The sequence below is a fragment of the Streptomyces sp. NPDC055966 genome, from assembly GCF_042269865.1.
Classification (GTDB): Bacteria; Actinomycetota; Actinomycetes; order Streptomycetales; family Streptomycetaceae; genus Streptomyces.
This window is the reverse complement of the sequence record NZ_JBHJYK010000029.1, coordinates 86,389-100,288: the sequence shown is the minus strand read 5'-3', so window position 1 is coordinate 100,288 and position 13,900 is coordinate 86,389. Positions and strand designations below refer to the sequence as shown.

General features: G+C 69.1%; 12 protein-coding genes and 1 pseudogene. 9 read left to right on the top strand and 4 right to left on the bottom strand.

The genetic code is table 11. The features are described from left to right. Positions 1-116, bottom strand: a pseudogene (locus ACFC8N_RS42010) (DNA-directed RNA polymerase subunit alpha); the annotation flags it as partial. A gap of 204 nt (positions 117-320) precedes the next feature. On the opposite strand from ACFC8N_RS42010, the gene ACFC8N_RS42005 reads away from it, so the two are divergent. Beyond that, a complete protein-coding gene (locus ACFC8N_RS42005) occupies positions 321-542 on the top strand; it encodes a hypothetical protein (protein ID WP_356031115.1) in 222 nt (73 codons plus the stop codon). 453 nt (positions 543-995) lie between these two features. After that, positions 996-1,169, top strand: coding sequence for a glycosyltransferase (locus ACFC8N_RS42000; protein ID WP_376294847.1), 174 nt, complete (start codon positions 996-998; stop codon positions 1,167-1,169). Positions 1,170-1,280: 111 nt separating this feature from the next. On the opposite strand, the gene ACFC8N_RS41995 is transcribed toward ACFC8N_RS42000, so the two are convergent. Continuing rightward, the gene (locus tag ACFC8N_RS41995; protein WP_376294844.1) at positions 1,281-1,502 is read right to left on the bottom strand and encodes a hypothetical protein; all 222 of its coding nucleotides are present in this window, start codon (positions 1,500-1,502) and stop codon (positions 1,281-1,283) included. 761 nt (positions 1,503-2,263) lie between these two features. Here ACFC8N_RS41995 and ACFC8N_RS41990 point away from each other — a divergent pair. After that, entirely contained in the window at positions 2,264-2,395 is a 132-nt protein-coding gene (locus tag ACFC8N_RS41990) for a hypothetical protein (RefSeq protein WP_356031117.1), read from the top strand. A 203-nt stretch (positions 2,396-2,598) separates the two neighbouring features. After that, entirely contained in the window at positions 2,599-3,507 is a 909-nt protein-coding gene (locus ACFC8N_RS41985) for an NAD(P)H-binding protein (protein WP_376294837.1), read from the top strand. Positions 3,508-3,809: 302 nt separating this feature from the next. On the opposite strand, the gene ACFC8N_RS41980 is transcribed toward ACFC8N_RS41985, so the two are convergent. After that, a complete protein-coding gene (locus ACFC8N_RS41980; RefSeq protein WP_376294836.1) occupies positions 3,810-4,610 on the bottom strand; it encodes an alpha/beta fold hydrolase in 801 nt (266 codons plus the stop codon). A gap of 299 nt (positions 4,611-4,909) precedes the next feature. Between ACFC8N_RS41980 and ACFC8N_RS41975 the strand changes: the two genes are divergently transcribed. The 4 genes from ACFC8N_RS41975 (at position 4,910) to ACFC8N_RS41960 (ending at position 10,841) form a co-directional block, all read left to right on the top strand. Continuing rightward, on the top strand, positions 4,910-5,857 hold the full coding sequence (locus ACFC8N_RS41975) for a GlxA family transcriptional regulator (protein ID WP_376294833.1): 948 nt from the start codon (positions 4,910-4,912) through the stop codon (positions 5,855-5,857). A 158-nt stretch (positions 5,858-6,015) separates the two neighbouring features. Beyond that, positions 6,016-7,056 (top strand): vWA domain-containing protein, encoded by a 1,041-nt coding sequence (locus ACFC8N_RS41970; protein ID WP_376294831.1) that lies wholly within the window; start codon positions 6,016-6,018, stop codon positions 7,054-7,056. A gap of 800 nt (positions 7,057-7,856) precedes the next feature. Next, on the top strand, positions 7,857-9,608 hold the full coding sequence (locus ACFC8N_RS41965; protein ID WP_376294829.1) for a sigma-70 family RNA polymerase sigma factor: 1,752 nt from the start codon (positions 7,857-7,859) through the stop codon (positions 9,606-9,608). A gap of 462 nt (positions 9,609-10,070) precedes the next feature. Continuing rightward, a complete protein-coding gene (locus ACFC8N_RS41960; protein WP_356031238.1) occupies positions 10,071-10,841 on the top strand; it encodes an SDR family oxidoreductase in 771 nt (256 codons plus the stop codon). A 72-nt stretch (positions 10,842-10,913) separates the two neighbouring features. Here the strand turns inward: ACFC8N_RS41960 and ACFC8N_RS41955 are convergent, their stop codons facing one another. Continuing rightward, positions 10,914-11,810, bottom strand: a complete 897-nt coding sequence (locus ACFC8N_RS41955; RefSeq protein ID WP_376294827.1) for a LysR family transcriptional regulator — start codon at positions 11,808-11,810, stop codon at positions 10,914-10,916. 1,285 nt (positions 11,811-13,095) lie between these two features. On the opposite strand from ACFC8N_RS41955, the gene ACFC8N_RS41950 reads away from it, so the two are divergent. Then, positions 13,096-13,797 carry a Clp protease N-terminal domain-containing protein gene (locus ACFC8N_RS41950; protein WP_376294824.1) on the top strand — a complete coding sequence of 234 codons (702 nt, stop codon included), beginning with the start codon at positions 13,096-13,098 and terminating at the stop codon, positions 13,795-13,797. Positions 13,798-13,900 lie beyond the last annotated feature (103 nt).

Genomic DNA, 13,900 nt, shown 5'->3' with positions numbered 1-13,900 from the left:
CGCAGGGAGTTGCCGAGGGTGTAGCCGAAGCCCGGCTCCAGCGGCTCGATCACGAACCGGGAGCGGAACTCGTCGACGACCTCTTCGGTCAACGAAGGACGCTGAGCAATCAGCACGAGGTATTGCCTCCAGATTTTGGCGCCCGCTATCTGACGCCGTAGACACCACGAAGGGTACGGGTCGTACGGCCTGATAGTGAAGCCGAACCGCCCGACACCGCCCGTCTGCCGACCGACGAGCAGGCCCCACTCCTGCCGGAGTGGAGCCGAACGATGAGCGAGACAGCCACCAGCGCGGGCGGTAGGCGCATACTAGGGGCAATGACAAAGCCTGCTGCACCGAAGCGACACTTGCCCACCAGCCCCTTCAAGGCCCCCGTCACACCAGCCCCCAAGCACTTCACCGAAGGCGACCAGGTCACACACGACGTGTACGGCCTCGGCCGGGTCATCAGCATCGAGGAGGGAATCGCGGTACTTGTGGACTTCGGCTCAGAACAAGTGCGGATCCTGAGCCCGTACGCCAAGATGACCAAACTGTAGGCCCCCTGTCCCCAAGCGCGGCACGCCGCGCTCCTCAGAGACCTGCAAGGCGCGCCACCAGGATCGTCCCACTGCTGGGAGCCCACCCCACGCTCCGTCACTCGGGCCGTCCATGCGTCTCCCCGGTCCCGCTGCCGGCGCCGGACAGTGACAGTGCACGCCCTGACCGATCCGGTGCCGCTGTGCGGCCTGTCCGGGCGCCCGCTCGCACCGCGGACGAGGTGGCAGTGGACCGCGCCTCTCTCCGCCTCGTCGTCACGGGCGGAGGGGCGGGACCGGCGGACATACGAAGTTGGCGTCGCCAGCCGCCGTGACGGACATGGCCCGGGTGCCGTTCGGCCCACTCCGAGCTCGTCGGGCGACCGACCGGCTCCAGCCCGACGTGGTGCTGGCGACCGGCGGGGATGTGGCCGTTCCGGACGCGGACGTCATCCACCGGTGCAGCCCGGGGTGATGTCGAGGAGTGGGGCGGGGACACAGGCGAAACTGACCGAACTGAGCAAACCCACCTTTTTTGTGTCGCTGGCGTCGTCGGCCGGGAACGAGCAGACGCACAACGCTCGGCACCTGAAGCGGCGGTCGCCCCCACCAGCAAGGTGTCGTCGGCCCGACTGCCGGAATCGGTAGGTCCGCTCCTGGCCGACCCCCGCGTTCGGCGGGGCGTGTCGGAGCGGCCCCCGCATACGGCCGTCCGGACATATTGGACAGGCGCGTGGACGAGATTCCGTCCGTCGCGAGTCAGCCGCTCACCGGTGAGGCCGGCGGACACGCAGAGCCCTTCCCGGCTCGACGAGGACGGCACACACATTGAGCATTGCCTGGTCTTTGCCTATCAGGGTCCGGGATGTCTCGGTCACCGAGGTCCTGGGCGAGCTTGGGCCGATTACTCTCGCCGCAGACTTCGCGGAGGACGTCGAGCGCCGCGACGTCCATCGTGAGGATGATGTCGGCCCGATCCATCATCTCCAGAGTGAGCTGCCGCGCACGGTGGACGGTGAGGCCGAGGCCGAGCGGAGATGGCCGGACAGGTAGTGGACGCCGATGCCGATGCAGCGTGGGCCCATGCACCAATGTCGACAACTCCGACCGCCTGGACCCATCGCCCGGGTGGTCGAGCGAACCATGTCCCGAATCCACAGGTTCCGCCACCTTTGCTGTGGAGTGTTCGAGCGGGTCCGGGCAGCGGAACGGCTCCGGAATTGGGATGCGGCCATGGCGTTGGTGAGTGCCCACACCGAGTGCCACTCCAAAGATCTTTACATGCACGACAACCGTTTGTGGCCTGCGCAGGCGTCACCGTCGTCAACGGCCTGCGGAACAGCTCCGCTCGGCCCCGCGACGTGGTCGCGGTTCTCGGCCTCGGCGACCTCGGCCATCTCGGAGTGCAGTTCGCGGCGGCGACAGGCTTAGGGACCGTGATGATCGTGCGGGGCGTGGAGAAGGCCGACTTCGCCCGGCAACTCGGCGCTCACCACTACGTCGACAGCGCCTACGGCACCCCGGTCGCCAGGTCCCTCGTTCGCGCCGGGGCGTCCTCGCCACCGCCGGAAACTCCGAAGCCATCACCGCCACCGTGCCCGGCCCGCCTCCCCTGCGGGGAACTCGTGGTCATCGGAGCCGACACCATCCTCTTGGGCGTCACCCCCGTCCCAACCGCTCGCCGGCACCTCCATCCTGCACCGCCACCCGGCCGGCACCGCATCGGACGTCGAGGAAGGGCAATGTCCTTCAGCGCCCTGCACGGCATCCGGCCTGTGACCGAGACCGTGCCACTGGACGGCGTGGACACCGACTATCGGAAGACGCCGACCGGCAAGGCGCGCTTCCGGATGGTGATTGTCCCCGGCTCATGACCAGCCATCAGAACGTCAGGTGAGCCCATGTCCACAAGCCCTTCAGCAGTCTCCCCGCCTTGGGAATCCGGTACGGCAGGAGGACTTGCGGACAAACATCACCCAGGCGTCGGTCGGCGGATGCGCGGACGACCGACACAACCCGAGGCCGGACATTCCCGAGCAACCGGACACCCCGGTCCGAACTACAGGAGGCGATCGACATGGGCGCAGGACCCATCCTTGTCACCGGCGTCGGTGGCACAGTCGGCGGAGTCGGAAACATGGTCCTCGATCATGTGCGAGCGAACGGTATGCCGGTGAGGGCTCTGGTGCATCACGACGACGAACGGGCCGCGGTGCTGCGGGCCTTGGACGGCGTGGAGGTGGTGGTCGGCGACCTCACGCACGGCGCCGACGTCGTCGACGCACTCTCGGGCTGCCGCCGCGCCTACTTCGGGATGAGCGTGTCCCCCGTATACCTGGAGGCCGCCACGACAGTTGCGGCGGCCATCCAGGAGGGTGACGGCCTCGATCTGCTGGTGAGCATGTCGCAGATGACGGTGTCGCAGATGAGCCTCACCAGCGCCACCGAATCCCGGCAGCAGCGACTGCACTGGCTGTCCGAGCACGTCCTCGACTGGTCCGGGGCACCGGTCGTACATGTGCGGCCCACGGTCTTCATGGAGAACCCGCTGTTCGCCCGGGTCGCAGCCGCCTCGGTCCAGCGTGACAGTACGATTCGCCTCCCGTTCGGCTCCGCCCGGACCTCTCCGGTCGCCGCGGCCGACGTGGCGGAGGTGATCGCACATCTCCTGCTCGCCCCGACCTCGCCATCCCGCCGGGTCTACGAGCTGACCGGCGCACAGTCCCGTGACATGAATGCCATCGCCGCCGAACTCTCCACAGCCCTGGGCCGCCCCGTGACCTATGTCGACGTGCCGTACGAGGAATGGCTGGAAGACGACCTGAAGAAGGCAGACCTGCCGCCCCACGTCTTCGAGCACATCGCCACCATGGCCCGGCTCCACCGCGAAAACCGCTACGACCGCGCCACGAACGACATCACCGAACTCCTCGGACGCCCCCCGCTCGGGTTCGACCACCTCCTGAGGAACACACCGGCCTCGTAGCCCCAGGGTCGATCGTGATCTGGACGCGTGGGTCACGGCCCTGGCCAGTCCGATGCCGTGCAGGACGCAGGCGACGAACAGCAACTCGGAGGTCGGGCCGCTCGAAGGCGGACAGGTGTGCATCGGTGGTCGCGATGTGTCTCTCTCGTCAGGTGCCCGGGCACGGGGTAGATCGGTACGGTCGCCGGATGGCGCCTTGATCGGTGGATGCGGGCGGGGAACAGGGGCGGCTGTAAGGCACATGGAGCGGTGCCCGGTTACCCCGCGGGAGGGTGATGCGCGGCTGAAGTGCCGTGCTCTGTCTACAGCTGAGCGACGAACGCATCAATGTGCGCGGCCACTTGGTCGGGCACCTCAAGGGGCGAGAGGTGGCCGGTGCCCCTCAGGACAGTCAGTGAGGCGGTCGGGATCAGCGGCAGCAGGTGGTCGGCAAGCACGGTCGGGGGCTCGACCTTGTCGTGGCTGCCTGCGAGAACCAGTACCGGCACCTCGATGGCCGAGACACCGGCCGACACGTCCTGGACCAGGCCCTGGCGCGGCCAGGCGAGACGGGCCTGGTCGCCTCCGCGCAGACTGTCCTCGACCACCTGCCGGCGCAGCTCGGGAGTCAGCCCGCCGTGGGTCAGCATCAGGTCGATGCTCTGAAGAACCGCCTCCTCGTTGTCGTAGGCGTGGGCAATCGTCTCCTGCATGTGCGCGGTCACTCCGACCGGTGCGGGCGGCGCGGGCGCCACGAGGACGACTCCCGTCAGGCCCGCGGGCTTGCGTGCGGCCAGCATCTGGGCCACCTTGCCGCCCATGGAGTGCCCGACGAGCACATGGCGGGAGTCTCCGAGCACGTCGATGACCCGCTGCGCGTCGTCCGCGAGCTGCTCCAGGTCGTAAGGTCCCGGCACGCTCGTGGAGTCGCCCCATCCGCGGTGGTCGTAGGCCACGAAGCCCTGCCCGGGGTCCAGACGCTGCAGCACCGGGATCCAGGTGCGCCGCGATCCTCCCCAGTAGTGGAGGAAGATCAGAGCCGGGCCGTCACCCTCGCGGACGTGGGCGTACACCTGTCCACCCCGCACGTCGAAGAAGCGGCCCACCACATTCTGCGAAGTCACAGTCAACTCCTCGTCCACGGCCGGGACTCTCGGGCCGGTCCACTGGTGTGTGGAGCCGGTTGCCCCGCGTTCGCGTTTCGATCCTGCTCCGGAGCCTCCCATCCACGCCACGGCTCATCTGCCAGCATGCGCATTTTTTGGGCCATGAATGGGGCCAATGCATGGTGCAGATGGGCCACTGCTCTTCGGGCGGATGATCCGGGTCTGAACAGGAGATTTACCCACGTGACGCCCCTTGGTCCGGGAAGGGCGACTGGCTCGCCCCCTCTGGGACATGAGACGGCCGTAATATTGCGGCCATGAACAGGCACCAGGTCATGGTCCTGGCGGTGGACGGCGTGCTGCCCATGGATCTGGGGATCCCCACGCAGATCTTCAACACCCGTCCGAACACCCCTTACGAGCTGACCGTGTGCGGGGACACCCAGGAGGCCGTGAGCACCAGCGCCGGTTTCACCCTCGGACTGACCGCGGGACTCGAAGCGCTCGCCGATGCGGACACGATCATCGTCCCGGGCTTCGAGGACTTCCGGCGCCCTCCGCACCCACGGGTGAGGGCCGCTCTCAAGCTCGCGGGCCGCGCCGGGATACGCATCGCCTCCATCTGCACCGGCGCCTTCGCCGTCGCCTCGGCCGGACTGCTGGACGGCCGTACCGTCACCACGCACTGGGCGAGCGCGGATGCCCTCGAAGAGCTCTACCCTCAGCTGCGCGTCGACCGCAACGTCCTCTACATCGACAACGGCACCGTCCTGACCTCCGCGGGCGTCACGGCCGGCATCGACCTGTGTCTGCACATGGTCCGCAAGGACCTCGGCGCAGCCGTCGCGAACGACATCGCCAGGGAGATCGTCGCCGCCCCGCACCGCGACGGCGGACAGGCCCAGTACATCGCGAGGAGCCTCCCCACCCCCCAGGCCACCACGCTCACCGAAACCCGGACATGGGCCCTGCGCCGCCTCGACGAAGACCTCAGCATCCCCCGCCTCGCCGACCACGCCGGCGTCTCCTTGCGCACCCTGACCCGCCTATGGCGCCAGGAAACAGGTGTAAGCCCCCACCAATGGCTCCTTACCGCCCGCATCAACCGCGCGCGAGAACTCCTGGAGACCACCGACCTCCAGGTGGAACAGATCGCCACCCGGTGCGGCCTCGGCAGCGGCGCCAACATGCGCGCCCGATTCCGTGACACTGTCGGCACCACGCCCACGGCCTATCGCCGCGCCTTCCAGCACCAGGGTGGCTGACGGCGCAGGCAAGCGCGACGGGCGGAGCTGAGCGGGTCGGTGCGGGGCGGGGCGCAGGGCGAGCTGACACGCACCGGGGTCCACGTTGGGAGTCAAGATCGATTGTCAGTGGTGCGTGAGACGGTGGAAGCATCGAGTCGGAACGAGGGGGAGCTGTCTTGTCCGGAAGTCAGAACTACATCAATCACGTTGCTCTTGTGCTGGACGCCAGTTCGTCCATGTCGCATCTGAGTCGCAAGGTCGTCGAGGTCGCAGACCAGCAGATTGCCTATCTTGCCCGCCGGTCGAGGGAGCTGGACCAGGAGACTCGCGTCACCGTGTACGTCTTCGCGGACAAGGTGGAGTGCGTCATCTACGACAAGGACGTGCTGAGGATGCCGTCACTGAAGCAGTTGTACCGGGTCGGTGGCATGACTGCGCTGCTGGCGGCCGCACTGAAGTCGCAGCGGGAGCTCGCGCAGACGGCTCAACTGTACGGCGACCACAGCTTCTTGACGTTCGTGCTCACCGACGGGCAGGAGAACGCAAGTCATCGCTGCCCCGATGCCCCTGCCACGGACCCACGTGAACTGGTCGATGCCGTGGCCAAGATGATGGCGACTCAGGCGGACAACTGGACGCTGGCCGTCCTCGTGCCGGACCAGATGGGCAAGCGCGAGGCCATGCAGTGCGGTTTCCCGAAGGACAACATCGCCGTCTGGGACGCCACGAGCACACAGGGTCTGGAGGAGGCCGGGCAGGTCATCCAGGAGGCCACCGAGAAGTTCATGGTGGGGCGCACCCGGGGCATCCGGGGATCGCGGGCGGTGTTCTCCACGGGTGCCGAGGCGGTCAACAAGGACACCATCAAGGCGGCCGGCCTCACCCCGGTGAATCCGTCGCAGTACCAGCTGATAGCTGTGACTCGCGACGCGGCGATCCGGGACTGGGTCATCGCCTGCGGGCACACATACCGCACCGGCGGTGCGTTCTACCAACTGAGCAAGTCGGAAAAGGTCCAGGCACGAAAGCAGATCGCGGTACTGGAGAAGAAGACGGACCGGGTCTACACGGGGCCCGCGGCCCGGGCTCTGCTCGGCCTGCCGGGCGAGGAAGTTCGCGTCAAGCCGGACCACAACGACGACTTCACCATATTCGTGCAGAGCACCAGCGTGAACCGAAAGCTCGTCCCGAACACACGACTCCTGCTCATGGTCTGACATCCCCGGCCCACGGAACGGCCTACGCACCAGTGCCGACGCCGCTGTGCACCGGCCGGTGGGTCAGTGGCTGTCCGGCCGCCGCCGGCCCGGTGCGCTCGACGTCGACTACACCCTGGATGCCTATCCCGACACCCTGACCCACCTGCGCACCACCACCCGCCACACCCCGCACGCCACCCGACGAACCGGAGCACGCTCCGTACGACGGACCGGAACACGGAGGGTCCCCCTCACACCCCACAGCACAGCCCGTTCACTCGCCGAAGCCCGATGTGGTGCACACGCGCGGAGGCCACAGGACGCCGCACGGTGAGCGCGAGCGCCCTGCCCCGCCACTCCCCCACTTCGCCAGTGCCGGTGGCGAGGGCAGTGGTGGCGGCGAGGGCGGGGGCAGGGTCGGACGGGTGCCCGGTCAGGCGGGGCACATAGCCGGCCGTGCAGCGAGGTGTCCGCCCGGTGGTCCACGGCCACGCCCGAGCGTGGCTCGGACAGTGGGACCTCGGCCGCAGTCGGCCGCCGCGCCCTGCCGGATACGGCCGAGGGGGGGGCAGGCGACCTCATCGGTCGAGCGCGTCCTGCCCGAACCCTGCAAGACGACGGACGCACATGGCACCGCTCTTTTGGAGCTCGGTGTGACCTCCTCCATTGCGGACGGTGTGTCGATGCTGTGAGCCTTCGCGGCAGACCACGCACCGAAGAAGTCGAGCAATTCTCCGAGTAACCGTTATCGGCGCCGCACCCAGCGGTCTCCCAGATATCGGACAGCACCGTTCGGCGTCGAGAACAGGGAAGTTTTGATGAGTACACAGCGCACGGAGGAGACGGCGGCACTGGTGAACGCCGCCCGAGCGGGAGATCCGGCGGCCCAGGACGCCCTGGTCAGCGCATATCTCCCGCTGGTCTACAACATCGTGGGCCGGGCGCTGAACGGCTCCATCGACGTCGACGACGTGGTCCAGGAGACCATGCTCCGCGCCCTCGACGCGCTCGGTGACCTGCGCACCCCCGAGAGCTTCCGCTCCTGGCTCGTGGCCATCGCCATGAACCGCGTGCGGGCATACCGGCACAACCGGCATTTCGCCCCCGCCGACGTCGAGGAAGCCGGCGAACTCGCCGACCCGGGCGCCGACTTCGTGGACCTGACCATCATGCGGCTCCAGCTGTCCGGGCAACGGCAGGAAACCGCCCGCGCGACCCGCTGGCTGGAGCCCGACGATCAGGAAGTGCTGGCGCTGTGGTGGCTGGAGTGTGCCGGTGAACTGACCCGCGCCGAGGTCGCCACGGCCCTGGAACTGTCACCCCAGCACACCGCTGTCCGCGTACAGCGGATGAAGGCACGCCTCGAAGCGGCCCGTGTGGTGGTACGGGCACTCGACACGCGCCCGCCGTGCGAGGACCAGCGCGCCCTGCTGGCCACCTGGGACGGACTGCCCTCGGCACTGTGGCGCAAACGAATAGCGCGCCACGCCCGGGACTGCACGCGCTGCGGCGGTCTGTGGCAGGGCCTGCTGCCCGCCGAGGGTCTGCTGGCCGGGCTGGCCCTGGTCGCGGCGTCGTCGGCGCTGCTCGCCGCCACCCGCTCGGCCGTCGCCACGGCCCCGGTCGCGGCAACCACCCCGTTCCCGGCGCAGCCCGGCCCCGCCCCGGCCGACGGCGGCGCCGGGTACGGCGTCCCTTCCTCTGCCGAGCCGTACGCAGGCGGCGGCCACTCGGCTGCCCGGCCGGGCTTCGGCCCGAGCGGCGCCGCACCGGCCTCCGCCTCCCGCGAAGGCCCGGGTGGGGTCGGGCACCGTGCGGAGCCCAGCCGGCAGGAGTCCCGCAGCAAAGCCCGGCGGCGCCGACGCATACGACGGCGGGCCGCCGGCACAGCCGTCGCGGTGGCGGGCTTGGCGGGCGCCTGCATCTGGTATGCAGGCTCGAACCCCGCACCGCACACCACCGCCGCCGAACGCTCCTCCGACGACCCGGCCGTCGACGCCGCGAAACCCAGCGCAGCACCGGCCTCGTCCTCGCCCTCGGCGTCCCCGTCGCCCTCCCCGACCCACACGAAGAAGAAGAGTCCCGCCAAGAAGAGCCCCCGCCCCGTCCGGACAACCGACACACCCGCTCCCCGGCCGACCGTCACCACCAGCGCTCCCACCGCACCGCAGGCACCGCCGACGGCCTCCGGACAGGTCGCCCAGGTCATCACGCTGGTGAACCAGCAGCGAGCGACCGCCGGATGCTCGCCGGTCAGCGAGAACGCGGACCTGGACAGGGCCGCTCAGGGCCACTCCGACGACATGGCCGCCCGCAACTACTTCGACCACGTCAGCCCGGACGGCACCGACCCCGGACAGCGCATCACCGCGGCGGGCTACCAGTGGTCGACATACGGCGAGAACATCGCCAAGGGCCAGTCGAGCCCGCAGGCCGTGATGGACGCGTGGATGAACAGCCCCGGCCATCGGGCCAACATCCTCAACTGCGCCTTCAAGGAAATAGGCGTGGGCGTCAACCAGGCCTCCGGCGGCCCGCTGTGGACCCAGGACTTCGGTACCAAACTCTGACGGGCCTCTGACCGTGGGTCGGCGCGCGGGCTACGGGACTGCCTCCAAGCTGGTGACGAGCGCGTTGGTCCAACGGCTCACGCTCCGACACCCTGCTGCCTCAAGCACGCTCGGCGCTCTCCCGTGTGGCGGCCTACGGCGGCCTGCTGTCCTGCGTCGCCGTCCCCATCGGCCGGCGCTCCGCCCGTACCGTCACACTGCCTACCGTCGGTCGCGGCGCGGACCGGATCTTCGCGTGGGGCCGGTTGGCCGGCCGCTGGCCTTGGACAGGTTCTCGCCGGGCGCCATAGGAATTGCCTATGCCCCCTGCTGGCATTTCGTCTTTGCCTCTCGCTCTTTTCCGTACGTACCGTGAAGCAGCTCGACGCGGCGACAGGCGCGATTCTTTCGAAGATTCACGCGCTGCACACGTCGACTCTTTTCTGTCGGGCGGACAATTACGCGATCGAGAGGACCAATGGCATGACCACGATCGATAACGGATCGGGAACGCGAGAGCTCAAGGGAAAGCGAGCCCTCGTCACGGGTGGTTCTCGCGGAATCGGAGCGGCCGTCGTGCGCCAACTCCTGGACGCGGGTGCCGAGGTGCTCACGACCGCCAGGTCGGCGACGAGCGCAGTGCCGGAAGGGGCCACCCTGGTGCCGGCCGACGTCCGGACACGTGCTGGATTGGAGACGCTCGCCGCGGCCGCGCAGGAAGTGCTCGGCGGGGTGGACGTCCTGGTCCACAACGCCGGTGGGGCGCGACCGTACAAGGATGCTTCGGCCATTCCCGACGAGGAATGGCAGGACGCGCTGGACTTCAATTACCTGGCATCGGTTCGGCTGGACTCGCTGCTGGTACCGGGGATGCGGGAACGGCGTTCGGGGACGATCGTGCACGTCTCCTCGGCCGTGGTCCCCACCCCGGTAGGCCCGTTCCTGCACTACACGGCGGCGAAGGCGGCGCTGGAGAACTACAGCCGGGGGCTGGCCTCGGAACTGGCCCCGTTCGGGATCCGGGTCAACACAGTGACTCCTGGCAAGGTCGTAACCCCAGGCGGCGAAGCAACGCGGGAGCAGTGGGCGCGCCTGGACCCGACACTGGTCCAGAACACCACCACCGTGCCGCTGGGGCGTGACGGCCAACCGGACGACATCGCCCACGCGGTGCTGTTCCTCGTGTCCGACCGGGCGAGCTGGCTGACCGGGAGCAATCTCGTCGTGGACGGCGGAGAATTCCCCAGGGGTTGACGCCGACGTAATTCCGGGGCACGTTGTGCGGCAAAAGGAATTCAGCGGCACCCGCTTCCCTCCACCAGGCCGTCAGGGCACCGGTGAGAAGAAATCGGAATCGGACCACATCTCCTGACGCAGGAATTCGAGCAGGGCCGTCTCCGCCGGGCCCGCGCCGGCCCGGAGCACGGCGATGACGGGCTGGGACACGACGGGGAACACCGGGCGCACGAGGTGCTCGTGACCATGGGGGACCGCGGAGGCCGGGACGAGCGTCACCCCCAGCCCGTGGGCGGCCCAGCGCACGGCCGTCGCGGTCTGGGACACGCGGGCGACCGTGGTCGGGGTCAGATCGTTCTCCCGCAGCACGTTCAGCAGCACGCCGTCGAGCGCGCTGTCACGGTCGAACCTCACCCACGGCTCCCCCTCCAGCTCGCGTAGATCCACCCGGTCCGCGGCGAGCTGCCGGTGCCCGGCGCCCAGCACCACGACGAACTCCTCGTCGCCGAGGTGGTGGGCGTCGGCGGGGCTCCGCTCGCACGCCGCCATCAGGGCGAGGTCCAGCACACCCCGGCGGCACAGCCGTTCCAGCTCGGCGGAGCTCGGCTCCTCGAAGACGGTGACCTCCAGCCGTGGGAAGCGGCGGCGCAGCGCGCCCAGCGCGCCCGGCAGCTGCCGCGTGCCGAAGCCCAACTGCGCCGCGACCACCAGCTCGCCCACCAGTTCATCGGCACCGGCCCGCGCCGTCGCCCTCGCCCGCCGTGCCGCGCTGACCGCGACCTCCGCCTCCCGCAGAAAGGCGCGGCCGACCACGGTGGGCACCAGTCCGGTCGGGGTGCGGGCGAACAGTTCCACGCCGAGTTCCCGCTCCAGGTTACGGATCTGCTGGGACATCGACGGTTGGGCGACGTGCAGCAGCTCCGCCGCCGCCGTCACCGAGCCCTCCGCGGCGACGGCCAGGGCGTACTCGAACTGACGAAGGCTCATCGGCTCCCGTTCCCTCCCTGCGGTGGACCGCGGTCCCCCCATGTCAACGTCGTCATGGTATGTCCGACCAGCAGGCAGTACCGGGGATCTTGGCTGCGAGGACATCGGTGTACTCGATCGTCGGCGGGTGCGCGAACAACTCCTGGAGCCGGGCCAGGCGGGCACGGCCTGCCTCCAGGTGCTGCGGTGCCCGGTTCCTCCTCGACGTCCGTGAGCGCCGCGGTGATGGCGGCCTGAACCTCTTCCTCGTGTCCCGGCCGGGCCTCGATCCGGACGGACAACCCCAAGTTGACCATGGGCGACGCGGGCACCTGGCTGTTGGACGGTGTCAGGCGGATCTGGTTGTTGTCGTTGCGGGCGGGGCCGATCCCGTCGAGTTGTCCTGGTTCAGCCGCAAAGTGCACCTCTGCATGGCCGTTGAGGTACGTCGGCCGGCCGGTGCGCAGCAGGTTCTCGTCGGCGCGCAGGAGGTCGAGGAGTCCGGGGCGACCCTCTCACCCGACCACGGCTTCGCCACGGGCTTCGACCCGGTTGGCCTGTGTGTCGTGACGGTCGCCGGATTCGTCCGGCCGCCGTCCCAGGTGTCATGGGTCGGAGCCGGTGATCGATCGAGCTCACGCGGCTCAGGGCCCCATCGGTATCCGGCCCCTCTTCAGCAGGCTTCGCTGCCCAAGGACACTTGCGGTCCCGTGATGCTTGGTCCGCCGTTGAGACGGCGGTCGCGCACCACCGATGACTCTTCTGCGCCGCGTCGCCTCCGTCGGCGCGGTCGAGGTGCCCCATCGGGGCTGGGGCACCTCTCCGTCGTACCGATCCGCTCCATGGATGCGTTGCGGACCGCGCTACGGCTGCGCTGGGCCGCCGTTCACGCAGTCGGAGAAATGAGTGCCCCTGCCCACTCCGGTGATCGAAGTGAGTGCGCACAGAAGCGTACGGTCCATATCCCCGGTCGGCGCAGTGGCGACGCTGCCGTTGCCACCGTCGCCGCTGTCGGCATGAGCTGGAGCAGCCACGGCGATGGCGGCCAAGGCGAGCGCTGCGGTCGTGATGATCTTTCGCATACCCCGGCAACGATCACGACAGCCAAGGGACACGCAGCGGTGCCGATCAGCCTGGCGGGGCGGGACCCGTCCGGCACAGCCCGGCACCGTCCGCCCGGGACACTCACGGTGGAGCTCGGCTCGCATCCCGTAGCGCACCCTGGTCAGCGGGACGGCCAGCGGAGCGCCGCATCGATCGTCAATTACAAGTTGACGGCGACCGATCGTCAACTTAAAATTGACGCATGAGCCCACTCGACATCAGCCTCGCCGACCTGATCGCCCGGCTCGACGAGGAACTCCCCGACGCCAACGAACTGGCCCGCATCAGCGAGGCGCGACTTCGCGCCCAGACGCTGTCCGACCTCGGTGACCAGCTCATCGACCACTACGTCAGCAAGGCAAAGCAGACCGGCGCGTCATGGACCGAGATCGGCGACGCCATCGGCGTGTCCAAACAGGCCGCCCAGCAACGCCACACGCCCGCCGCGTTCGAGCGGTTCACCAACCTGAACCGGCACGGCATCGTGCTGGCACAGGAGGCCGCCCGAACGCACAAGCACGACTTCATCGGCACCGAACACATGCTCCTCGGCCTGCTCGGCGAACCGCGGGGCCTGGCGTATGAGGTGCTGGTGGCGAAGACCGGGTCGGAGCAACGCATCCGCGACGCGATCGAGGAAGCGATGCCGCCGGCCGGGGAGAAGGCACTGCGGGGTCACATCGCCTTCCGGCCGGAGAGCAAGGAGGCCATCGTCCAGGCACGCCGCGCGTCGGCCGACCTCGGCCACGACTGGGTCGGCACGGAACACACGCTGCTGGGCCTGATCCGCGTCGAGGAGAGCCCGGCCGCGCGGATCCTGCGCGGCCTCGGCTTCACGGCACAGGAACTGCACGAGACGGTCAAGAACGAGATCGCCGAACGGCTCGCCGCGCGCGGCGAGTAGGAAGGAGACGATCGGCCGCCGCGAAGGACCGGACCGGCACGGCTTTCCCATCCGACGCGGGGCGGTGCGCTGGTGCCACCGCCCCGCCCGACGTCGGCAACCT